This is a genomic window from Amycolatopsis sp. cmx-11-51 (assembly GCF_047608665.1).
GTDB lineage: Bacteria > Actinomycetota > Actinomycetes > Mycobacteriales > Pseudonocardiaceae > Amycolatopsis.
Window position 1 is genome coordinate 1574490 of the sequence record NZ_JADNQO010000001.1, and the last position, 21890, is coordinate 1596379.

General features: G+C 68.0%; 20 protein-coding genes. 8 read left to right on the forward strand and 12 right to left on the reverse strand.

Translation table 11 applies throughout. The features are described 5' to 3' along the window. Positions 1–235 precede the first annotated feature (235 nt). From phoU to dusB, 6 genes are all read right to left on the reverse strand, one after another. The gene (phoU, locus tag ACM6LU_RS07950) at positions 236–898 is read right to left on the reverse strand and encodes a phosphate signaling complex protein PhoU (protein ID WP_414936881.1); all 663 of its coding nucleotides are present in this window, start codon (positions 896–898) and stop codon (positions 236–238) included. A 92-nt stretch (positions 899–990) separates the two neighbouring features. After that, a complete protein-coding gene (locus ACM6LU_RS07955) occupies positions 991–2400 on the reverse strand; it encodes an LCP family protein (RefSeq protein ID WP_414937124.1) in 1410 nt (469 codons plus the stop codon). 853 nt (positions 2401–3253) lie between these two features. After that, positions 3254–3955 (reverse strand): GGDEF domain-containing protein, encoded by a 702-nt coding sequence (locus tag ACM6LU_RS07960; protein ID WP_414937125.1) that lies wholly within the window; start codon positions 3953–3955, stop codon positions 3254–3256. Positions 3956–4035: 80 nt separating this feature from the next. Continuing rightward, entirely contained in the window at positions 4036–4632 is a 597-nt protein-coding gene (gene idi, locus ACM6LU_RS07965) for an isopentenyl-diphosphate Delta-isomerase (RefSeq protein ID WP_414936882.1), read from the reverse strand. Between the two features lie 58 nt (positions 4633–4690). Beyond that, positions 4691–5524, reverse strand: a complete 834-nt coding sequence (locus tag ACM6LU_RS07970) for an alpha/beta fold hydrolase (protein ID WP_414936883.1) — start codon at positions 5522–5524, stop codon at positions 4691–4693. 27 nt (positions 5525–5551) lie between these two features. After that, positions 5552–6697 (reverse strand): tRNA dihydrouridine synthase DusB, encoded by a 1146-nt coding sequence (gene dusB, locus ACM6LU_RS07975; RefSeq protein WP_414936884.1) that lies wholly within the window; start codon positions 6695–6697, stop codon positions 5552–5554. A gap of 317 nt (positions 6698–7014) precedes the next feature. Between dusB and ACM6LU_RS07980 the strand changes: the two genes are divergently transcribed. The 4 genes from ACM6LU_RS07980 (at position 7015) to ACM6LU_RS07995 (ending at position 11036) form a co-directional block, all read left to right on the forward strand. Continuing rightward, positions 7015–7590 (forward strand): hypothetical protein, encoded by a 576-nt coding sequence (locus tag ACM6LU_RS07980; RefSeq protein WP_414936885.1) that lies wholly within the window; start codon positions 7015–7017, stop codon positions 7588–7590. A 193-nt stretch (positions 7591–7783) separates the two neighbouring features. Beyond that, positions 7784–8551: a polyprenyl diphosphate synthase gene (gene uppS, locus ACM6LU_RS07985; RefSeq protein ID WP_414936886.1), complete on the forward strand. Its 768-nt coding sequence runs from the start codon at positions 7784–7786 to the stop codon at positions 8549–8551. Positions 8552–8626: 75 nt separating this feature from the next. Further along, on the forward strand, positions 8627–10591 hold the full coding sequence (locus ACM6LU_RS07990; protein WP_414936887.1) for a DUF2339 domain-containing protein: 1965 nt from the start codon (positions 8627–8629) through the stop codon (positions 10589–10591). Between the two features lie 43 nt (positions 10592–10634). After that, complete coding sequence (locus tag ACM6LU_RS07995; RefSeq protein WP_414936888.1) at positions 10635–11036, forward strand: TIGR03667 family PPOX class F420-dependent oxidoreductase; 402 nt, start codon at positions 10635–10637, stop codon at positions 11034–11036. 88 nt (positions 11037–11124) lie between these two features. Here the strand turns inward: ACM6LU_RS07995 and ACM6LU_RS08000 are convergent, their stop codons facing one another. After that, complete coding sequence (locus tag ACM6LU_RS08000; protein WP_414936889.1) at positions 11125–11676, reverse strand: superoxide dismutase; 552 nt, start codon at positions 11674–11676, stop codon at positions 11125–11127. A 138-nt stretch (positions 11677–11814) separates the two neighbouring features. Here ACM6LU_RS08000 and ACM6LU_RS08005 point away from each other — a divergent pair, with 138 nt between their 5' ends. Then, entirely contained in the window at positions 11815–12777 is a 963-nt protein-coding gene (locus ACM6LU_RS08005) for a DMT family transporter (RefSeq protein WP_414936890.1), read from the forward strand. Continuing rightward, the gene (locus ACM6LU_RS08010; protein ID WP_414936891.1) at positions 12722–13189 is read left to right on the forward strand and encodes a DUF6328 family protein; all 468 of its coding nucleotides are present in this window, start codon (positions 12722–12724) and stop codon (positions 13187–13189) included. Before ACM6LU_RS08005 ends, ACM6LU_RS08010 begins: the two co-directional genes overlap by 56 nt. Before the next feature lie 66 nt (positions 13190–13255). On the opposite strand, the gene ACM6LU_RS08015 is transcribed toward ACM6LU_RS08010, so the two are convergent. After that, positions 13256–13801 carry a hypothetical protein gene (locus ACM6LU_RS08015; RefSeq protein WP_414936892.1) on the reverse strand — a complete coding sequence of 182 codons (546 nt, stop codon included), beginning with the start codon at positions 13799–13801 and terminating at the stop codon, positions 13256–13258. A gap of 77 nt (positions 13802–13878) precedes the next feature. Between ACM6LU_RS08015 and ACM6LU_RS08020 the strand changes: the two genes are divergently transcribed. Beyond that, positions 13879–15693 carry a LamG-like jellyroll fold domain-containing protein gene (locus ACM6LU_RS08020; RefSeq protein ID WP_414936893.1) on the forward strand — a complete coding sequence of 605 codons (1815 nt, stop codon included), beginning with the start codon at positions 13879–13881 and terminating at the stop codon, positions 15691–15693. A gap of 177 nt (positions 15694–15870) precedes the next feature. Next, a complete protein-coding gene (helR, locus tag ACM6LU_RS08025) occupies positions 15871–18072 on the forward strand; it encodes an RNA polymerase recycling motor ATPase HelR (RefSeq protein WP_414936894.1) in 2202 nt (733 codons plus the stop codon). Positions 18073–18157: 85 nt separating this feature from the next. Here the strand turns inward: helR and ACM6LU_RS08030 are convergent, their stop codons facing one another. The 4 genes from ACM6LU_RS08030 to ACM6LU_RS08045 form a co-directional block, all read right to left on the reverse strand. Continuing rightward, the gene (locus ACM6LU_RS08030) at positions 18158–18652 is read right to left on the reverse strand and encodes an Lrp/AsnC family transcriptional regulator (protein ID WP_414936895.1); all 495 of its coding nucleotides are present in this window, start codon (positions 18650–18652) and stop codon (positions 18158–18160) included. Between the two features lie 169 nt (positions 18653–18821). Then, positions 18822–20165: a diaminopimelate decarboxylase gene (gene lysA / locus ACM6LU_RS08035; RefSeq protein ID WP_414936896.1), complete on the reverse strand. Its 1344-nt coding sequence runs from the start codon at positions 20163–20165 to the stop codon at positions 18822–18824. A 231-nt stretch (positions 20166–20396) separates the two neighbouring features. Further along, positions 20397–20576 (reverse strand): RGCVC family protein, encoded by a 180-nt coding sequence (locus tag ACM6LU_RS08040; protein WP_414936897.1) that lies wholly within the window; start codon positions 20574–20576, stop codon positions 20397–20399. After that, positions 20573–21601, reverse strand: coding sequence for a fatty acid desaturase family protein (locus ACM6LU_RS08045; protein ID WP_414936898.1), 1029 nt, complete (start codon positions 21599–21601; stop codon positions 20573–20575). Before ACM6LU_RS08045 ends, ACM6LU_RS08040 begins: the two co-directional genes overlap by 4 nt. Positions 21602–21890: the final 289 nt, after the last annotated feature.

The following is a 21890-nucleotide window of genomic DNA, read 5'->3' on the forward strand; positions in this document are numbered from 1 at the left end:
CGTTTCAAGTACCTGAAGGCCCGCTTGCGCTAGGCAGTGAAGGGGCCTTCACGGACCGGATCTGCGACCAGCCGAAGCCAGAATCCACCCTCGGCCCTGATCCGAATCGCCACTCACGACCACCGGCGCCTCACGCGCCCCGGGCTGCCGACGTGACGAAGGGGCCCTTCACCGCGTCACATGCGGTGAAGGGCCCCTTCGTCACGTCTTATGCGGGGAAAGTCCCCTTCAGCTCCTACAGCTCGTCGGGGCCGTAGCCGGGCATCTTGCCGGTCACCACGAAGATCATCCGGCGCGCGACCGAGACGGCGTGGTCGGCGAAGCGCTCGTAGAAGCGGCCCAGCAGGGTGACGTCCACCGCCGCGGCGACGCCGTGGTCCCAGTTCCGGTCCATGATGACCGTGAACAGGTGCTTGTGGATCTCGTCGACCTCGTCGTCGTCCGACTCGATCGTGCGGGCGGCCTCGACGTCCTTGGACTTGATGACCTGCTCGGCCTGCCTGGCCAGCTTGACGGCCACCTCGCCCATCTTGGCGAAGTCGCCCCGCACGGCGTCGGGGAGGACCGGTTCGGGGTGACGTCGCCGCGCGGCCTTCGCCACGTGCAGGGCCAGATCGCCCATCCGTTCCAGGCTCTCCGCCGCGTGGATCGCGGCGAGGACGGTCCGCAGGTCGGTCGCGACGGGTGCCTGCAGGGCCAGCAGCGCGTACGCCTGCTCCTCGCATTCGGCGCGCGCGTCGTCGACCTTCGCGTCGTCGCTGATCACCTGCTCGGCGAGTCCGAGATCGACCTCGAGCAACGCCCGGGTCGCCCGCTCCATCGCGTCGGCGACCTGGAGCGACATGCTCGCTAGGTTCTCGGCGAGCTGTTCGAGTTCGACATGGTAAGCCTCACGCATGGCCCAACCCTACGGGGAACAGGGGCCAAAAGCCGCATCCCAGAGTGAACCTGACATGAACCCGGACTAACGAATGATCCTTCCACGGATCATCAGCCTGAGCTGCTGCTCCTCCTGGAGGTGCTGGACTTGGCGGAGCTCGTCGGAGCGGACGCGGTGCTGTTCGGCGGTGGTTTCGAGGCCTTCTCTTCCAGCGGCGTGTTGTTGATCAGCGCGTCGAAGAGGACCTTCGACTTGCTCTGCAACAGCACCTCGTTGCCGCGGTTGTTCGCCTCTTCGGTGGTGGGCACAGTGAGGAACTTGACCTTGCCCGAGTCCATCCCGCGCATCGACTTCGCCAGCGTCATCATCTGCTTGATGCCGAGGTTCTCGCCGAAGGTGGCCTTCGCGAACGCGTCGATGAAGCCGCTCAGCTTGCCGGTGTCCAGGATGACGTCCTTGGACATCACCGTCTTCAATAGCGCGCCGAGGAAGGCCTGCTGCCGCTTGATCCGGCCGTAGTCCGACGTCGGGTCGCCCTTGACGTGCCGCGCCCGGACGTAGTTCAGCGCCTGGTCGCCGGAGATCCGGACCTCGCCGGCCTGCGGGATGACCATGCCGAGAGTGGTGTCGTCGACGGGCTTCTCGTTGTACACGGTGACACCCTGCACGGCGTCGACCATGGATTTGAAGCCGTTGAAGTCGATGCCGACGAAGTGGTTCATCTTCATGCCGGTGATCTGCTGGATGACCTTCGTGACGCACTGCGGGCCACCGACCGCGTAGGCGGTGTTCAGCTTCGCGATCTTCTTCGCCGGCGACGTCTCTTCGGAGTACGAAGACGTCGCCGGGTCCCAGCGCTTGCACTCGGGACGGTTGATCTCGAGGTCGCGCGGGAAGGACACCATCACGACGCGCTGTCGGTCGGCAGGGACGTGCGCGATCATGACCGTGTCCGAGCGGGCACCCGGAGTGCCCTCTGTGTCGCCGACGCCGTCTTCGACGGCAGCGCCGTCACGGGAGTCGGAACCGACCATCAGGAAGTTCTCGTCGCCGGTCTGGCCCGCGGCGTCCTGGATGTCGGCCGAGTCCTCGTCGAGTGAGGCGACGGTGTTGAACTTCGCGTCGAACCAGGTCTGCGCGCCCCACGCGGAGCCGAGAGAGAGGAACACGAGCGCGGCGACCACGGCGGCGGCGATCCGGCCGGCCTTGGCCGACTGCCTGGTCTTGCGTTCCTTCTTCTCCTGCAGGCGGGTCTGCGGCGACGACTGCTCGGCGGCCGTGGCTTCGGCGGGATCGGCGTCGTTGGTCGTGACCACCCGCTGCAGTGCCGTGCGGGTCTGCTCCAGCAGTGCGGCGGGACGGGCGGCGAGCCGTTCACGGCGCTCGCGCTTCTTGGCCTCTTCGGCTTCGAGTTCGTCGTGCGCGGCGGAGAACCGGGCGAGCGTGTGGTCGATCTTGCGCTTGGTGATCGTCGCGTCGTCGATCGCCTCGAGTTCGTCGGTCATGGTGAGCCGGTCCAGCTCGGACCGCGGCGGAACGCCTGGTGACAGCTGCGGGGAAGCCGACGGCGCCGGCGCCGTCGCCGGCGGCTGCTGGGCCGGTCGCTGCACCGGACGGCGAGGACGTCGCGGCGGTGCCGGCACCGCGGGCTGCTGCTGCGCGCCCGGATTCACCACCGGCGGACGGCGCTGCGTCGGCGCTTCAGGGCTGGGCGCGGCCTGCGCGGCGCGGCGCGGCTGGCGCGCCCGAGGCGGACGCGGGGGCTCGGTGGGCCGCGGGTCCCGGGGCGGCGCCGGTGATGTGGCGGGCTTGGCCGCACGGGACGCGGGCGGCGGGTTTTCGGCCGGGCGGAGACGACGGGGTGCGGGCGCTTCCGCCCGCGCCGCGTGTGAGGGTCTCGAAGGCTCGGGCCTCGAAGGCTCCGGCGTCGGCTCGTCCTGCCGGAGGCGGCGCGGAGCGGGTGTCTCGGCGGCGGGGTCGAAAATCGGACGTTCACCGGTGTGACGTGCGACGACGTCGGAAACGCTGATCCCGCCGTGGGTGTCCATCGACCGGCGACGGCTCCCGCGACCGCGCTCGCCGACGCTCTTGTCCGCGTGGCTGTGGCGACCGGTCCCCGGGTTGTGGTGCTCGTCGGGCACTCGGTCTCCTTTCACGACTCGGTCGAGGCTCTTTCGTTATCGTACGGACACCTCGGGTTCGTGACGACCACCATCCCGGAATTTTCTTCACCCAAGGTACCGACAAGCGCCGAACGGTCCATGCGATCGGGTGAGCGGTCCGGGTTAAAGGTGTGTTAAAACGTATGAAACTGTTACGCAGAGTGCGACGATAACCGAGTGAGTGGCTAAGCGTCCGTGGCGTCCACGGAGTTCATCGACGAGGAATTGTCCGCGACGTTTCCTTGTCCCGATAGGCCACTTTGTTCCGACCGGCCCGTTTCGCTATATACAACAAAGCGTCGGCGCGGCGCAACTGCCGTTCCGGTTCCGCCGCGCGATCCGGCTCCGCGCGGCTCTCGTGCGCGAGTCCCACGCTGATCGTCACCGAGAGTCCCGGCCGGATCCGCCGCCACGGGTGGCGGGCCACCCGGATGCGCGCGGTGTCGGCGATGCGCACCGCCCGGGCGGCGTCGACGGCCGGGATGACGAGCGCGAACTCCTCGCCGCCGTAGCGGGCACAGAACGCTTCGGGCGGAAGTCCTTGTTGCAGCAGGTCGGCCACCTCGCGCAGCACCCGATCGCCGACCAGATGGCCGAAAGTGTCGTTGACCGCTTTGAACAGGTCGAGGTCGACCAGCGCGATCGCGATCCCGGGCGGGCCGCGGTGTTCGACGGCCGGGCCGTGCAGCCATTGGTCGAGGTAGCGGCGGTTGTAGCTGGACGTCAGCGTGTCCCGCAGGCTGCCGGCGCGGGCGAGGTCGAAGGCGGATTTGAGATGGTGGTAGGCGCGACGCCAGTCACCCTGGGTGGCGAGTACCCCGGCGATCGATTCGTGGAGGCTGAGCAGGTCGGTACCCGGCACGCCCGGTGGGAGCGCGGCCTCGTCGTCGGCTGCCACGCTCACCTCCGCCACGACTTGGTTTTCGTCGTACAGGAGGCAGGTCTTGAGGTATCGGTACGGTTCGAAGCGAATATCGCTCAAGTGGACGACGGCTAGACGCCATTGTCACGCATCGAAGTACCGTTCTGTAAGGCCGAAAACGGCTCTAAGTCTTTGAGCTGCGAGAATTGATCTTTCGCCCAGTAACTCACGTTGGTCACATCGTCGTTCAGCAACAGTGCGTAATCATTCCAGCTCACCCAGCGCCAGTCACCGACTTCGTCCGGATGCGGTTCCGGATCGTCGTCGACCCAGGCGACGAAGACCGGGCAGAACTCGTTCTCGACCACGCCTTCGAACGACGGCGTCCGGTAGCGGTACGCCGGAAGGACACAACGGAGCCCGGCCAGCCGGGGCAGCCCGAGCTCGAAGGCGGCGCGGCGCCGGACGGCCTCCTCGATCGGTTCACCCGGTGCGGGGTGCCCGCAGACACTGTTGGTCCAGACCCGGGGCCAAACCTTCTTCGTCGCGGCGCGGCTACTGATCAGCAGGGCTTGATCGCTGCTGCGCAACAGATAGCAGGAGAACGCCAGGTGCAGCCGGGTGTTCTCGTGGTGGGCGGCCAGTTTGGGCGCGGTTTCGCCGGTCGGCTCGCCGTCCTCGGTCACGTAGACGATGCGTTCGGTGTCCAGCTCGGTCGTGTTGTTCACCGGACCCACTGAACCAGCAGGCTCGCTGTAACCGGTACCGCGACCAGAGTTACCCCTGTTAGTGGGACGAAAGGTGCTCCACTAGCAAAGAAGTGACGGCCTCGGGCGCCTCTTCCACCACCCAGTGGGAGGCGTCCTCGATCATCTCGAAGCGGTACGGGCCGGTGACGCGGTTCGCGGTGTCGAGCGCGGCCGTCGACCCGAAGGCGGCGTCCTCCGTGCTCCAGATGTAGAGCGTCGGAACCTCGATCGGCCCGATCTTCCCGCCTGGACGGCCGGCGCGGTACCAGTTGAGCGCCGCTGTCAGCGCGCCCGGTTCGGACAGACGCTGGACGTACTCGTCGACCTTGCTCGGCGGCACCTTCCAGTCGAAGATGCGGCGCAGCGCGTCGGCGTTGTTCTCGAGCATCCGCCGTTCGGTGACGCGGGTCTGCCGCCATTCGGTCAGGTATCCCGAACGGAGATGCTGGTCCTCGTCGGTCTTCATGGCCTCCGCGAGCGCCGCCGGATGCGGGGTCGAAATGACGGCGAGACTGCGGAGCCTGGCGGGATGCGCGTCGGCGGCCCACCACGCGACCGCGCCGCCCCAGTCATGTCCGACGAGGTCGAATTCGTTCCACCCCAAGCGATCCGCGATCGCGATGACGTCGCCGACGAGGTAGTCGATGCTGTACTCGGAAGCCTGTTCCGGCCGGACGCCCGGGGAGTAACCGCGCTGATCCGGTGCCACCGCGCGATAGCCGAGCACGCCGAGCGTCGCGACCTGGTGCTCCCATTCCACCGCGGCCTCGGGAAACCCGTGCAGCAGCAGGACGGGGCGGCCGTCTTCGGGGCCCGCGGCGATGGCGTCGAAGGTTCCGGCGTCGGTGGGGATGGTCAGCTGGTCGATCACGACGCCGACTTTACGGGGACCGGGCTGTCAGCCGCCCGAGTGCATGTCCTCGGCCTCGGGGACACAGTCGTCGTCCGGATCGTCGAGCCAGCCGTGCGGCAACGTGACCTTGCCCGGCGAACCCTGCCGCCCACGCGGGCCGGTGGCGGCGCTGGGGAACGGGGCTTCGTGGTCGAGCTGGGCGATGAGGTCGTCGAGCTGGTCCATGCTGGAGAGCATCGCGAAGCCGCGACGCAGCTCGGAACCGACCGGGAAACCCATGAAGTACCAAGCCATGTGCTTGCGAATGTCTCGCATGGCCTTGTCATGACCGTCGTGTTCGACGAGCAGTTCCGTGTGGCGGCGCAACACCTTCGCGACTTCGCCGAGATTCGGCGGGGTGGGCTGCGCGCGCCCGGCGAAGGCGGCTTCCAGCTCGCCGAACAGCCACGGCCTGCCCAGGCAGCCACGCCCGACCACGACGCCGTCGCAGCCGGTCTCGTCGACCATGCGGAGCGCGTCCTCGGCGGAGAAGATGTCGCCGTTGCCGAGGACCGGGATGCCGGTGACGGCCTCTTTGAGCGACGCGATCTTCGTCCAGTCGGCCTGGCCGGAGTAGCGCTGCGCGGCGGTGCGCGCGTGCAGGCTGACCGCCGCCGCGCCCTCGGCCTCGGCGATGCGTCCGGCGTCGAGGTAGGTCAGGTGGTCGTCGTCGATGCCCACGCGGAACTTGACCGTGAACGGCACGTCCGCCTCGGCCGCCGCCTTCGCCGACTCGCGCACGATGTCGGCGAACAACTTGCGCTTGAACGGCAACGCCGCGCCGCCACCCTTGCGCGTCACCTTCGCCACCGGGCAGCCGAAGTTGCTGTCGATGTGGTCGGCGAGACCCTCGCCGGTGATGATGCGGACGGCTTCGGCCATCGTCTTGGGGTCGACGCCGTAAAGCTGCATGGACCTGGGCTTTTCGTTCTCGCCGAAGGTCATCATGTGCATGGTGCCGGGGTGGCGTTCGACCACCGCGCGGGCGGTGATCATTTCGCAGACGTAGATGCCCGCGCCGTACTCCTGGCACAACTGCCGGAACGCGACGTTGGTGATGCCTGCCATGGGAGCGAGCACGACCGGGGGATCGACCTCGTAGGGGCCGATCTTCAGGCTGGGCTTGCTCAGGGTGGCTGTCACGCCCCCCATTGTCGCCTGTGGTGTCTGTCACTCGCAGGTGGGATCGAAGTCGAGGTTCAGTTCGACGGCCAGATCCCGCGCTTCGGAGTTTTGACGAACCAGAACCCGCCCGTCTTGTAGCGCCGTTCCTTGATAGGTCTTCATTGAGTCCAACCGAGGGGTTTTGGTTGTGACTGTGTGGATTTTGGGACATCTGACGTCCCGAAATCCACACAGTCATCGAGCGCGCTCGCCCATATCACCCGACGGGGTTCGGGAAGGAACTTGTTGCGCAGCGGGTACGAACCGTACCTATGGCGGTAGGACGTGCTGCCTAGGCTTGTCGGATGTCCGTGTCGCAGGCCTTTGCCGACGAGTCGTTCAAAGAGGACGACGGTGGGGGCTTTTATGTGCTCGCCGCAGCGGTATTGCCTGTCGACCGCCACGCCGAGTTGCGCGAGGTCATGCTCGGTCTGAGGTCGGAACGTACTGGGAAACTGCACTGGAATGTGCTGACCGGCGATCAGAAGCACGCGGTCGTCAAGCGTGTCGCCGACTTCGAGGAGCTGCACCTGGTAACGGTCGGCGCCCCGGTACCCGCCCGTGGGCAGGAACGTGGCCGTTCCTTGTGCATGCAGCGTCTGGTGTTGGAACTGCATGCGCTCGGCGTCAGCCATTTGGTCGCCGAAGGTCGCACCGTCCAGCTCGATGCCCGAGACGTGCGCACCATTCAGCAGAGCCGCTTTTCGTTGCCCCAAGGCGCCGAGTTCCGCATTCGGCATGCTCGCGGCGTCGATGAGCCGCTGCTATGGATTTCGGACATCGTCGCCGGTGCCATCCGCGCCCGACGGCAAGGAATGCCTGAGTTCGCCGATCGACTCGCCCGATGCGCGATCGAGCTTCAGGTCGACACCCATCCTTGACCTCGGCATGCGTAAGGCCAGGGTCCCGGTATTCCCCGGGTGCACCTGGCCTCGCGACTCGTGCGACGCCCGCGGCGCCACACTCTGCATCACCCGGAAACTGCTCGGGCAACACGTCAAGGGTAGCTCATGAGCGCATATGTTCACACTTGGCCGCTCACGTGCGAACAGCGATTTCGGTAGCTTAGCTTCCATGAGCGTCCGCACCAGGATTGACGACCTCTACGCGCGACGACTTCGCGCCCGCCTTCTCCGCGGCCCCCTACCGCGGCATGTCGGCGTGATCATCGACGGCAACCGCCGCTGGGCCCGCCAGATGGGCTTCGAAGACGTCCGCGAAGGCCATCGTCACGGTGCCCAGCACATCGCCCGGCTGATGGCGTGGTGCGAAGGCCTCGGCATCGGGCACGTGACGGTGTACCTGGCCTCGGTCGACAACCTGACGAAGCGCGCGTCGCCGGAGATGACCTTCCTGATGCAGGTGATCGAGGACGTCGTCCGCGAGCGGCTGACCGCGCCGGGTGCGAACTGGCGGATCGCAACGATGGGACGCCTGGACATGCTGCCGTCGTCCACGGCCGAAGTGTTGAAGCAGGCCGAAGAGGACACTCGTGGCGCGACGGGGCCTGAGCTGACCCTCGCCATCGGTTACGGAAGTCGCGAGGAGATCGTCGACGCCGTACGTGACCTCGTGCTCGTAGGGGCGGTGGACGGCAAGTCTCTCTTGGAGATCGCGGAAGCCGTATCCGTGGACTCGCTTTCCGCCCATCTCTACACGGCGGGCAGCCCGGAGCCGGACTTGATCATCCGGACCAGCGGTGAGGTCCGCCTTTCCGGATTCCTCCTCTGGCAGGCGAAGGGGGCGCAGCTGTACTTCTGCGACGTCAACTGGCCGGGTTTCCGCTATCTGGACCTTCTGCGGGCGCTCCGCGTCTGGGCGCGAAAGGCCATCCCATCGTGATGATCTTGCAGGTCGCGACCACATCGTCATCACGATTGAGTAGTGCTACGGATCCATGGGCGGCCTCCAGGATCCATGCTGTTCGCCATGACCACCGATGGGGATGTGCTCCTCAGGCTCGCCGGGGAGATCGACGACCTTGGGGCCCGCCTCGCGCGGGTCGGTACGGAGCTGCGGACCGTCCAGGCCGAAGCGGAGCCGACGCGCCAAGAGGTGCCTGAGCAGGCAACTCAAGAGCAGCCTGCCGCCCCGCAACAGCCGCAGGCCGAGCAGCCTCACCCGCAGCAGCCCCAGGCCCAGCAGCCTCACCCGCAACAGCCACAGCCGCAGGTCCCGCAGCAGCCGTACCCCCACCACTTCCCCCACCCGCAGCACGCCCAGTACCAGCAGCAGTACCAGCAGGCTCAGTACGCGCAGTGGCAACAGCAGCAGTACCGCCACCAGGCAGCCCAGCACCCCCGCCCGCCGCAGCAGCCGTACCAGCCCTACCGCCCGTACCAGCCTGTCCCGAAGGTGTCGCTGGCCGAGAAGCTGGGCAAGGAGGGCGCCGGCAGCAGGCTGCTGGCCTGGGTCGGCGGGGCGGTCACGCTCCTCGGCATCGTGCTGTTCCTCGTGCTCGCCGTCCAGCGCGGCTGGTTCGGCCCGTTGCCGCGGGTGATCGGCGGCGCCGTCCTCGGCCTGACGCTGGCCGGGATCGGCCTGCGCCTGCACCGCACCCCGGCGGGCCGTACGGGTGCGTTCGCGCTCGCCGCGACGGGCATCGGCACGCTGTACCTCGACGCCATCGCCGCGACGACGATGTACGAGTACCTCCCGGCCTACGCCGGTCTCGCGATCGGGCTCGTGATCGCGGTCGGCGGGTTGCTGCTGGCCGTACGGTGGAAGTCTTCGCTGCTCGCGACGGCCGTCGTGCTCGGCTGTGTGGTCTGCGCACCGCTGATCACCCAGGGGTTCACGCCCGAACTGGTCGCGTTCCTGCTGGTGGTCCAGGTCGCGTCGACGCCGGTGCAGTTGCGCCAGTCGTGGCCGTCGGTCGCGGTCGCCGCGGGGATTCCGCCGCTGATCGCGTCGGTCTTCAGCACGGCGTTCACCGGTCTCGGCGGCAGCACCGCCAACACCGCCGCCGCGCTGGCCGCGGGTGCCGTCGGAGTCACGCTCGCCCTGATCGTCACCGTCAAGCGTCCCGGTGACGCCGCCGCCCTCGCGCTGCTCGCCGTCGCACCGGCGCCGTCGTTGCTCGCCGCGCTGTTCCTGCCGAAGACGCAGGCCGTGCTCGTCACCGCGGCGGTCGCGCTGGTACTGCTCGGCGTGTGGACGGCCGGTCACTGGCTCAACGGCTGGACGGGTGACCTCGCGGGTGCCGCCGGTCTCCTCGCGGCCCTTCAGACGACGATGACCCTCTTCGACGGCAGCGCCCGCTCGGCGATCCTGATCGGCGAAGGAGTCCTGCTGGCCTTGGTCGCGTTGTGGACGAAGAAGCACGTGGCGTTCTTCGGCGGGCTGGGCTTCACCGTCATCGGTGGCATCATCGCGCTGGCCTTCGACGTCCCGCCGACGCTCTTCTTCCTGATCAGGAACCGCCCGGACGCCGACCTCGCCGCCGCCTTGCTGGTGGCCGTCGCGATCCTGGCCGTCTCGATCACGCTTCCGTGGGTCGCGCACCGGCTCGGGCTGTTCAAGGCGGCGTCGGAGAACGTGGTGCCGTGGCTCTTCGCCGGCGTCTGCGCGCTCTACGGCGCTGGTGCGCTGGTGCTGTGCGCGTCGCTGCTGGCCGTCCCGGGCCGCTCGGGCTTCCTGGTCGGGCACGTGGTGATCACGGTGTCCTGGACGGTCGCCGCCCTCGTGCTGCTCATCCGCGGCATCTCGGTGGTCGGCCTGCGGGTGATCGGTCTGGTGCTGGTCGGCGCGGCGGTGCTGAAGCTGGTCCTGTTCGACCTCGCCGCGCTCGACGGCCTTGCCAGGGTCGCCGCCTTCCTCCTCGCCGGGCTGGTCCTGCTCGGCGCGGGGACGCGCTACGCCAAGCTCGTCGCGTCTCGCTGAGCAAGACCGGAAGAAAAGCCCGCGGGTCGTGGTTGGTCGGTTCATGAGCTATCAACCCGACCCGCGCCTGGCCGAACGCGCGAAGGAGAAGGTCGCCTGGCTGACCACGATCAGCCCGAAGGGCAGGCCTTCTCCTCGCCCGGTGTGGTTCGTGCTCGACGGTGAGGACTTCATCCTCTTCAGCCAGCCGGACACCGCCAAAACCCGGCACATCGAAGCGAACCCCGAAGTCAGCGTTCACTTCAACACTGACGAGTACGGCGGCTCGGTCCTGGTGATCGGCGGCAAGGCCGAGATCCTGCCGGACGGTCTCGCCTCGGAGCAGCCGGGCTTTCTCGCCAAGTACGAAGAGCACTACCCGGCGATCGACTACGACGTCCCGAAGTTCGACAAGGAGTACAACGTCCGGATCAGGATCCGGCCGGAACGTACTTGGGGCTTCTAGGCTGTGTCCGGTAAGTCATGTTCGCGGTCTTCGGGCCCAGGTGGTCACTGGACCTCGAAGCCCATCGAACAGACTCACCGGACACGGCCTAGAAACCGACGGTCACACAGGCCAGCCGCGCACCCGCGGTCCCGGCGTGGCCGGGGTCGGTGTGGGTGTGGTGTTCGTGGATCACGATCGAATTCGCCCGCCGCGTGGTGAACGTCCAGTCCACTTTGGACACCGCGGCGCCGCGGCCGGTGGCGTCGGTGGTGAGGTCCAGCCAGATCTCGTTGCGGGGGTTGGCGTAGGCCGGATCCACCGACGGCTTCACCGGGTCTTCGATGTTCTGGTAGTGCGGTCCGGCGAGATCCCCGGTGGCACCACACGGCTTCGTGTGCGCGTGGGCGCCGTATTCACGGTTGGGCAGCAGGCCGGTCACGAGGACCGCGGTCGAGGTGCCGATGGCCTTCGAGGTCAGCCCGAAGACGTGCGCGCGGGCACCGGGCGGGACCAGTTCCGGTTTGTAGCTCGTGAGACCGCTCTTGGCGGTGATGACGTGGACTCGGGACTCGGGGGAGGCGGTGGCCGGCCCGGCGCCGGAGGTGAGGGCCAGGGCGGCGGTGGACAGGACGAGGGCGAGTACGGGGACGGGGCGCATGTCCTCTGCCTAGCCTGATCGAAGTCGAACCCGCCAGGACCATCACTCGAACGGATGTAGCAATTTCAAACCAATGGAACTATAAGTGCCGGCCATAACGCCCGCGAGGGCGGCGGCGGGGCATGGATGGCAGGTCAAGTGAACACCACCCCTCCGGATCGCACCTGGCTGGTCGCGGTCGCCGCGGCGCTCTGGGGCACCGACGGCCTTCTGCGGCTCCCGCTCGCCGAGGCGCTCCCGGCGGCCACGGTCGTCTTCTGGGAGCACCTGCTCGTGGTGCTCGTGCTGAGCCCGCTCATCCCCGGCGCCTTCCGTGCGCTGCGGCGGTGCGGTCCGCGGGAATGGCTGGCGGTGCTCGCCATCGGCGGCGGCTCGTCCGCGCTGGCGACGGCGATGTTCACCGCCGCCTTCAAACTGGGTGATCCGGTGACGCCGTTGGTGCTGCAGAAGCTTCAGCCGGTGTTCGCCGTCCTCGCCGCGTACTTCGTCCTCAAGGAGAGAGTCCGCCCTGGATACGCCTTCTTCGCGATCCCCGCCTTGCTCGGTGCCTGGCTGCTGGCTTTCAAGGATCCGCTGAACATCCAGCTCGCCGCGGCGAAGGCGGCGCTGCTGGCGATCGGTGCGGCCGCGTTGTGGGCGGCTGGCACGGTGCTCGGCCGGTTGCTCTCCACCGAACTGGCGCCGAAAGAGGTCACCACACTGCGCTTCACGGTCGGGCTTCCGGTCGCGGCCGGCATCGTGGCGGTCCAGGGCGGCGGATTCGCGGTCGGCTGGGACAACGCGCTCGGGCTCGGACTTCTCGCGCTGGTACCGGGTTTGCTGGCGCTCAGCCTGTACTACCTCGGCCTGCGGTCGACCCCGGCAGCCAGGGCGACGTTGGCGGAACTGGCTTTTCCCGTCACGGCCGCCGTTATTGGCGTATCGTTCCTGAACGCGCATTTGTCCGTTACGCAGTGGCTGGGTCTCGCCGTCGTGGTCGTCGCGGTGACCTCGCTCGGCTGGCACGAAAAGGTCAGGCGTCAACCGATGGTCTTGGAGTCGCCGCATGGTCGAGCACACCGGAGAGACGAAGAACGAACGCCTGACCCGCAACGTCAATGAGCTCCTGCAGGAACTCCGGGTCGCACAGGCCGGTGTCCAGATCCTCTTCGGGTTCCTGCTGACGGTGGTGTTCACCGACGAGTTCCACGAGGCGAGCGGGTTCGAGAAATCCGTGCACCTGGTGGCGGTTCTGCTCACGGTCTGCTCGACGGTGTTGCTGACGGCGCCCGCCGCGTGGCACAGGTTGTTGTTCCGCACCGGAAACCGTGAGCGGATCCTCACCGTCGGCAACCGGTCCGTCCTCATCGGACTCGGCTGCCTCGCGGCCGCGATCATCACGACCGTCACGCTCATCGCCAAGGTCGTCTTCGGCCCGATCGCGATGGCGATACTCGGCGTGGTGACAGCGGTGCTGTTCGTGGTCATGTGGTTCGTCGTGCCGCGGCGGATCAGCCGCGAAGACAGCGACTAGGGCGGTCTCCCAAACTGGGCTGGCAGGTTGGGCGAAAGCATGCTTCGAGAGAGACAGCCCAGGACATCAACGCCAGGCGCGGACGGGTGTGCCTGGCGGCAGACCGAACGCGGCGGGTGACACCGTCTCCGGGCCGTCCGGGCTCGCGCCGCCGATCACCCGGCGGGCGCCGACCCACGAGAACATCGCCTTGACCGAAGGCGAGTAGCCCGAGCCGTCCTTCGCGAGTTCCCGGTCGAGCACGCGGTAGTCGTCCCGCGTGCGTTCGACGCGGTAGACCATCGGCTGCCGCCGGAATCCGCTGCCCGTGACGAGCCCGCCGTGTCCTTTCGCGACCTCGTCGCAGCTCGCGACCAGGCCGATCTTGACCCGGTCGCCGTCCGGCCGGGTCTCGATCACCTTCTGTGTACACACCCACCGGACCTCCGTGAGCCCGGAGTCGGTGAGCGTGCCCGCCCACCCGTTCGCCCGCAGATGCTCGTCGATCGGCGGCAGTGCCTCCCGCGCGACGGCGTCGTCCACCGTCGGCATCTCGTCCACGATCCACCAGGTGGCCGCGGCCACCACCACGCCGACCCCGGCGAGCACGGGCCAGCGTTTGACGTTCCCCATGGGACGAAGCTACCGAGCGGAGCAAGTGTTCATCCGCGGTTCGGGACACGTTGCCTCCGCGAACGTAGGTTGCGGCCGTGAACGACTCCTCCAGACGGACCTTCCTGCGCGGTGCCGGGCTGCTCGGCGCCGGTGCGGCGGTCTCCGCGGTGCCCACCCTCGGCGCCCCGGCGGCTTCGGCGACCTTCGGCCACCACGGCCCGGACGCCGAAGACGGCCGCTTCACCCTCGCGGTCCTGCCCGACACCCAGTACCTTTTCGACGCCGACCGCGGCGATCCCGCGCCACTGGACGCCACGCTGCGGTACGTCACCGGTGGCGGCGAGAACATCGTCTTCCTGGCGCACCTCGGCGACCTCACCGAGAACGGGCAACCGGGCGAGTTCGACCAGATCAGCCGGTCGTTCCAGCACCTGGACCGGCGCCGGTTCCCCTACAGCACGCTGGCGGGCAACCACGACATCGAGTCCTCGACCGACGACCAACGCGGCCGCACGCCGTACCTCGACGCGTTCGGCCCGCGGCGGCAACGGGGTTCGCGGACCTTCCGCGGCGCGAGCGCGGACGGCTACAACAGCCACCACGTGTTCCGCGCGGGCGGGCGCGAATGGCTGCTGCTGGCACTCGACTGGCGGCCGTCGGCGGGCGGGCTGGAGTGGGCGCGGTCGGTGCTCGCGCGGAATCCGCGGCTCCCGGCGATCGTGACCATCCACGAACTGGTCTGGTCCGACGAACACGGGCAGGCGCGACTGTCCGAGTTCGGGCAGAAGGTGTGGGACGAACTGATCGCCGGGAACGACCAGATCTTCCTGACGCTCAACGGACACTATTGGCCGCCGGGCCGCGCGGTGAAGCAGAACAAGGCGGGCAACGACGTCCACCTGCACATCACCAACTACCAGGACCGCTACTACGGCGGCAGCGCGATGATCCGGCTGTACCGGTTCGACCTCGCGCGGAACGTGATCGACGTCCGCACGGTCTCGCCGTGGCTCGCCGACCAGGCGCCGCGGCTGAACGAGTTGCAGCGGCGGGAGATCGAACGGACCGGCCCGGTGGACTATTTCAGCCTGGAGATCGACTTCGAGCGCCGGTTCGCCGGTTTCGCGCCGGTCCCGGTACCGCCCGCGCGGCCAGCCGAACGGCAGTTGATCCGCGGAACCGTGGCGTATTGGCGGTTCGAAGGACGGGACGGCACACCGGTTTCCCGCGTCCGTGACCTGTCCGGCCGGGGCAACGACCTGGTCCGGGTGACGCTGCCCGGCAGCCCCGGCGAAGCGCTGCGCTACTCCGGGGAGTTCTCCGGGCGGCAGCCGTCGAGGTCGAGCCTCCGGTTCGACGGCGGTAAGAAACCGGCCCGCGGGGCGTATCTGCGCACGACGGATGCCGCGCCGATGAACGCGGAGACGTTCTCGCGCGGCTACACCGTCGAGGCTTTCGTGAAGCTGCCCGAGGATTTCAAGGACGGCGGCCATTCCTGGGCCGCGATCTTCGGCAGGCAGGGCTCCGGCGGCAAGGCGGGCAAGACCGGTGACGACCCCGGCGAGCCCGCCGCGACACTGTCCCTTTCGGACGGTGCGGCGTTCCAGTGGGCGGTGTTCCCGGTGAACCAGAACGGGATCTCCACCTGCTGGGGGCACGAACTGGCGTCGCGAGAGTGGATCCACGTCGCCGCGGTCAACGACGGCAGGCGGACGACGCTCTATGTCGACGGTTGCCCGGTGCTGCGCAATCCGAAGACGGCGGCGGCGGGGATCGCGAATCCCGGTGGCTCTTGGCTGATCGGCGCCTACGCCTACGACTCGATCGTCGAACAGGCCTTCCACGGCTGGCTCGGCGATGTCCGGGTGGTCGGAAGGGCGCTGGACCCCCGCGAGTTCATGCTCGACTGAGGTTTCGCGGATCGTGCGCGGTAATGGTGGATCTTCACCCCATTATCGCGCACGGTCGTTCCCGGAGAAGGACCGGGTTCCTCTTGACAAGGGGTGGACAATAAAAAATCGGCGCTCAAATCAGATAGCTGATTTGTACGCCGGACTTGTCAGTAGTCTAAACGCTGTGAGGGACACTTGTCAAATCAGGGGTACGACGAGGAATTGCGGACCGAACGGGACTACATCGCGTCGCTCTACGGGCGGCTGGACGGCGAACGTACGCGGGTGAGCGAGGCATACGCCGGTGCGCTGCGGGGAGAAGGGTTCGTGCTTTCGGACCGCGAAGTCTCCGTCAGCACGAAAGCCCGGCAGCTCGCGCGGCTGAAGATCGCCGACGAGGGCCTTTGTTTCGGCCGTTTGGACGCCCTTTCGGGAGAGCGTACGTACGTCGGCAGGGTCGGCCTTTTCGACGACGAGAACGACTACGAACCTTTGCTGCTCGATTGGCGGGCGCCGGCGGCGCGCGCGTTTTACTGCGCGACGGGCGCGTCTCCAGAGGGAATGTCGCGGCGCCGTCAGTTCCGCACTCTCGGCCGCCGGGTCCTCGACTTCACCGACGAGGTCTTCGGCCGTCCGGAATCGGGGGAACGGGGTGACGTCGCGCTGCTGGCCGCGGTCAACGCGCCACGCGGCGAGGGGATGCGGGACATCGTCGCGACGATCCAGGCCGAGCAGGACGAGATCATCCGGCTGGATCACGCGGGTGTCGTGGTCGTGGAGGGCGGCCCCGGCACCGGCAAGACGGCGGTGGCGCTGCACCGGGTGGCGTACCTGCTGTACACGAAACGGGAACGCATGGAACGCCGCGGCGTGCTCGTGGTCGGGCCGAGCAGCGGCTTCCTCGACCACATCGGCCGCGTCCTGCCGTCGCTCGGCGAGACCAGTGCCGTCTTCGCGACGCCGGGGAGCCTCGTCGCGGGCCTGCGTGCCGAACGCGAGGATCCGCCGCCGGTCCAGCGGCTCAAGGGCTCGCTGGCGATCCTGGACGTGCTCGCGGCGGCGGTGACGGACCGGCAGGAGCTGCCGGCCGAGCCGGAGCCGATCGAACTCGACGACGTCACCGTGCCGTTCGACGCCGAGGTCGCGGCGGCCGCGCGCGAGGTGGCCCGTGACAGCGGCCTGCTCCACAACGAGGCTAAGGCCGTCTTCGAACGTGAGGTGATCACCGCGCTCACCGAGCGCGCGGTCGACCGGATCGGCGACGGCTGGCTGCCGAGGGACGACAAGCACGCCCGCCCGGAGATGCTGAAGAACGTCCGGCGCGACCTGGAGGGCAGCTTGGGGCTCGGGGCGGTGCTGGATCGCCTGTGGCCGGTCTTGACGCCGCGACGGTTGCTCGCCGACCTCTACGCCTCGCCGGAGCGGCTGCGGGCGGCCGGAGCCGATCCGGCGCTGTTGCGCGAGGACGCGGCCGCGTGGACGGTGTCCGACGTGCCGTTGCTGGACGAAGCCGTCGAACTGCTCGGCTGGGACCGCACCGCCGAACGTCGGGCGGAGGAGCGGCGGCAGCTGGCACAGAAGGACTACGCCGAGCGCGTGCTGGAGCTCATCGAGGTCGAAGAGGACCACGACGACTACGAGTTCGCGCTCCGGCCGACGGACGTACTGAAAGCGGAGGACCTGGCGGAGCGGTTCGCCAAGCGCGACGAGCGGGACCTCGCCGATCGCGCGGCCGCCGACCGGGAATGGACCTATGGCCACGTCGTGGTCGACGAGGCGCAAGAACTGTCCGAAATGGACTGGCGGGTATTGATGCGGCGGTGCCCCAGCCGGTCTTTCACCGTGGTCGGGGATCTCGCGCAGCGCCGATCGCCGTCCGGCGCGCGGTCGTGGGACGCGATGCTCTCCCGGTACGTCGCCGACCGGTGGGTGTACCGGAAACTGACCGTCAACTACCGGACGCCGTCGGAGATCATGGCGGTGGCGGCTTCGCTGCTGGCGAGTTTCGCGCCGGACGTCGTGCCGCCGGACTCGGTGCGTTCCTGTGGTGTTCGGCCGTGGGCCCGCCGACTGTCCGAAGTGGACATCGAGGACGCTGTCGCGGAGTTCGTCCGGGAGGAATCGGGGCGTGCGGGGACTTCGGTCGTCATCGGGCCGCCGGGTGTGCCGGGCGCGATCGCGCCGTCCGCGGCCAAAGGGCTGGAATACGACGCCGTCCTGGTGGTCGAGCCGGAGCGAATCCTCGCGGAAGGCCCTGGCGGTGAGGCGGAACTGTACGTCGCGCTGACACGGGCGACGCAACGGCTCGGGGTTTTGTACAGCGAGACACTGCCGAAGGTCCTTCGCGGGCTCGACACCCGGCGGCGGACTCCGGACGCGTATCTGCGCTGCGTCTAACGTCGCTCGATCCCGCTCGCGATGAAGGGGCCTTTCAGCGCGAATTTCGCGATGAGAGGCCCCTTCATCGCACTGGGCCGCGGGTTCACCGCGTCAGGTTGCCCCAGGCGTATGTCTGTTTTGCGAGTTTCAAGTAGATCAACGTTTCAGTGCTGACAACACCCGGGATAGGCCGGATGTCATCGTTCAGCACACTCAAGAGGTGTTCGTCGTCCCGGCAGGCGACCTCGGCCAGCAGGTCGTAGGTGCCCGCGGTGAGGACGACGTAATGGACGTCCGGTAGCCCCGAGAGCTGATCCGAGACCGAACGCGGATCGCCCTGGACCTTGATTCCGACCATCGCCTGACGGCCGAGGCCGACGTTGGTCGGATCCGTGACCGCGACGATCTGCATCGTTTCGTCCCTCAGCAGCCGCTGGACGCGTTGCCGCACGGCCCCTTCCGACAAGCCGACGGCCTTGGCCAGCGCCGTGAACGAAGCCCGCCCGTCGACTTGTAGCAGGGCGATCAGAGTGCGATCGGTATTGTCCAAACCTCTAGGTGTGCGCTGCTCCATCTGCGCGCGTGGTTCGTCACCCATGCCGTCCCTCCCTTTGTTTCGGCATGCGATTTCTTGTCGCGCAGCGTATCGACCAATGTCCAGAATGCTACCGCCGTTAAGTTGTTTGTCGCGATTCTCTTTCCCGGCGCCGTCGCGCGAAGGATTCTGTCGCTCGACAGGGAGGGTGCCGAGGTTTTCGGAAGGTGTGTCAGCCGAGATCGCGTTTCAGCAGGTCTTCCTCGGTTTCTCGGCGGACGAGCAAGGTCGCCGTACCGCCCGAGACGCCGACGATCGGCGGCCTGCCGACGAGGTTGTAATTCGACGCGAGTGAGTGGTGGTAGGCGCCGGTGCAGGGCACGGCGAGCAGATCGCCGGGGTGGACGTCGTCGGGGAGGGCGAGTCCGTCGGCGAGGACGTCACCCGATTCGCAGTGCCGTCCGACCACCGTCATCGGCCGCCGGACCGCGCGGCTGCGCCTGCCGATCAGGCGCGCGGTGTAGGCCGCCCCGTAGAGCGCGGGCCGCGCGTTATCGCTCATCCCGCCGTCGACGGCGACGAAGGTGCGCGAGCCGCGTTTCACCGCGCAGACCCGGTACACGGTGATACCCGCCGGTCCGACGATCGCCCGGCCCGGTTCGATCGTCAATTTCGGCTGGGGAAAACCGTGCGACGTGCATTCGTAGGCGAGTGCGACACGCAGACGCCGGACATAGCCGTCGATGTCGAAACCGGTGTCGCCCGGCAGATAGCGGACCGCGTGCCCGCCGCCGAGGTCCAGTTCCCGCAGAGTGACGCCGTGGGTCTCGCGGAGCCGGACGAGCACCCCGACCATCTTGCGGGCGGCCAGTTCGTAGAAGTCCACACGGGACACCTGCGAGCCGATGTGGCAGTGCAGTCCGGCGAGGCGGAGCCCTGGTTGCGCGAGGACCGCGGAGACCGCCCGGTCGAGGTTGTCCCGGACCTCCTCACGCAGCGAGAACCCGAATTTCTGGCCTTCGGTGCCGGTGGTGACGGCCGCGTGCGTGCCGGCGGCGACGTCCGGCGTCACCCGGATCAGCACCTGCTGCGCGCCGGTGGCGAGCGCGCCGAGCTGCTCGATCTCGTCGAGCGAGTCCACCACGATCCGGCGGACGCCGTAGGACAGCGCGGCCTTGAGGTCTTCGGGGGTCTTCGCGTTGCCGTGCAGCAGGATCCGCTCGGCGGGGAAGCCGACCGACCGCGCCACGGCGATCTCGCCCGCGGAGCAGGTGTCTAGCGAAAGCCCTTCCTCGGCGACCCAGCGCAGAACCGCGCGGGTGCACAGCGCCTTGCTCGCGTACGCCACCTCGGCGTCGGGCAGGGCCCGGCGATACGCGCGGGCGTTCTGCCGGACTTCGTCCTCGTCGAGCAAGTACGCCGGTGTCCCGAACCTCGCGGCGAGGTGGGACACCGGCGCACCGGCGAACAGCAGTTCCCCGCCGGGACCGAGCCGGGTGCTCCGCGGCCAGACCCCCGGCTCGAGGTGGTCGGCGGCCTCGCAGCCGAGGCTGGGCAGGAGCTCGCTGAGCGTCACGGTTACCTCCGCGTCGATCGGTCAGTGCTCCGCCAGCACAACTCCGATCGGCCCGGCCCGGCCGCTCCGCCAACACCTCCCTGACGCCTTCGGCGATCTCGCTGACGTGTTGTTAACGCGCGAGTAACCCCGGCCACAGTGGTTCAGGGGGCCAAGGTCAGCGGACCGGCCCCGGAACGGTGTCGAGCGCCCGCACCATGTGCACGGCGAGGGAGAACGCCGCTTCGTTCTCTACTCGGTTGTTTCGGGTTTCGTGGCGCACGTGCAACCGCGGCTGAACCCACCGGCAGCGGTCGCGGTGCAGAACCGCCGGGCGATCGCGTCGTGCGCCGACAGCGGATGCGGGCAGTTCGGGCAACGATCGTCGGCGGCGGTTTCGCCGACGTCGCCGAGGGAGCGGGAGGCGTTCATCGCGCACTCGCCGTCGCTCGGGCGCGCAACGGGGCGCCGACCTCGTGAAGATGCCTGAGGACGTACCCGTAGGACGCCGCCCAGCCGCACTGCGCGTAGTCGATGCCGTGCTTCGCACAGAACTCCCGCACGATCACCTGCGCGTGTTTGAGGTTCGGCCGCGCCATGCCCGGGAACAGGTGGTGCTCGATCTGGTAGTTGAGCCCGCCGAGGGCGAAGTCCACGACCTGCCCGCCGCGCACGTTGCGCGAGGTGAGGACCTGCTTGCGCAGGAAGTCGAGCTTGTGCCCGGCCGACAGTGTCGGCATGCCTTTGTGGTTCGGGGCGAACGAGCAGCCCATGTACACGCCCCAAAGGCCTTGGTGCACGGCGATGAAGACGAAGCCGACACCGGGCGAGAGCACCACGAACACCGCGGTCAGGTACGCGGCGATGTGGGCGAGCATCAGCACCGATTCGAGCTTCCGCCGCTTGAAGCCGCGCTGGAAGATCGCGGTCACGCTCGACGCGTGCAGGTTCAGGCCTTCCAGCAACAGCAGCGGGAAGAACAGGAACGCCTGGTACTTCGCCATCCAGCGCAGGAAACCACGCCGTTCGGTGCCCTGCGCCTTGGTGAAGATCAGGGCGGCGAGGTTGACGTCCGGGTCTTCGTCCTCGTGGTTGGGGTTGGCGTGGTGGCGGTTGTGCGTCCCGATCCACCAGCCGTAGCTGAGCCCGGTCAGTCCACCGTGGACGAACCCGGTGACGTCGTTCGCCTTGCGGCCGCGAAAGATCTGCTTGTGCCCGGCGTCATGGCCGATGAAGGAGAGCTGAGTGAACATCATCGCGAAGAAGGCGGCGAGGAACAGCTGCCACCAGGAGTCCCCGAGGTGCGCGAACGCGACCCAGCCACCGGCGAAAGCCAGCAGGTTCAAGGAGATCTTCGCGGCGTAGTACACGCGCCTCCGGTTGAGCAGGCCGGCGCCTTTGACCAATTCGGACAGTTCGGCGAAGTCGCTGCCCTGCCTCGTCTGGGTGGAGGTCATGGGAGATCACACCGTTCTGGTCTAGTGAAAGTGGGCAATCCAGCAACGGGTTCAGAACACCGAAGGGTCTGGTTCGGCCGAGAAAGGCACTGGTACCACAACACGCCACGGGCGCTCCGTGGTCTTCTTCCAGGGTCCCACGTGAGCGGGGCGGAAGCAATTCACCGAACCAGCACGATCTGGCGTACAGTCAAGGACATCGAGGGAAACTTCCCCCGTTTCCGTCCGGTCGCGAGGTTCGACCGGGGACAGGAGCACCGGCCAAGACATCGTTTCCTTCGCGTTCATG

Bases quoted from the DNA above. Each gene is read 5' to 3' on its own strand.
- phoU (WP_414936881.1), bottom strand. From the start codon at position 898: ATGCGTGAGGCTTACCATGTCGAACTCGAACAGCTCGCCGAGAACCTA.
- dusB (WP_414936884.1), bottom strand. From the start codon at position 6,697: ATGGGGGGCGTGACAGCCACCCTGAGCAAGCCCAGCCTGAAGATCGGC.
- ACM6LU_RS07980 (WP_414936885.1), top strand. From the start codon at position 7,015: ATGTCCGTGTCGCAGGCCTTTGCCGACGAGTCGTTCAAAGAGGACGAC.
- uppS (WP_414936886.1), top strand. From the start codon at position 7,784: ATGAGCGTCCGCACCAGGATTGACGACCTCTACGCGCGACGACTTCGC.
- ACM6LU_RS07990 (WP_414936887.1), top strand. From the start codon at position 8,627: ATGCTGTTCGCCATGACCACCGATGGGGATGTGCTCCTCAGGCTCGCC.
- ACM6LU_RS07995 (WP_414936888.1), top strand. From the start codon at position 10,635: ATGAGCTATCAACCCGACCCGCGCCTGGCCGAACGCGCGAAGGAGAAG.
- ACM6LU_RS08000 (WP_414936889.1), bottom strand. From the start codon at position 11,676: ATGCGCCCCGTCCCCGTACTCGCCCTCGTCCTGTCCACCGCCGCCCTG.
- ACM6LU_RS08010 (WP_414936891.1), top strand. From the start codon at position 12,722: ATGGTCGAGCACACCGGAGAGACGAAGAACGAACGCCTGACCCGCAAC.
- ACM6LU_RS08015 (WP_414936892.1), bottom strand. From the start codon at position 13,801: ATGGGGAACGTCAAACGCTGGCCCGTGCTCGCCGGGGTCGGCGTGGTG.
- ACM6LU_RS08030 (WP_414936895.1), bottom strand. From the start codon at position 18,652: ATGGGTGACGAACCACGCGCGCAGATGGAGCAGCGCACACCTAGAGGT.
- ACM6LU_RS08040 (WP_414936897.1), bottom strand. From the start codon at position 20,576: ATGAACGCCTCCCGCTCCCTCGGCGACGTCGGCGAAACCGCCGCCGAC.
- ACM6LU_RS08045 (WP_414936898.1), bottom strand. From the start codon at position 21,601: ATGACCTCCACCCAGACGAGGCAGGGCAGCGACTTCGCCGAACTGTCC.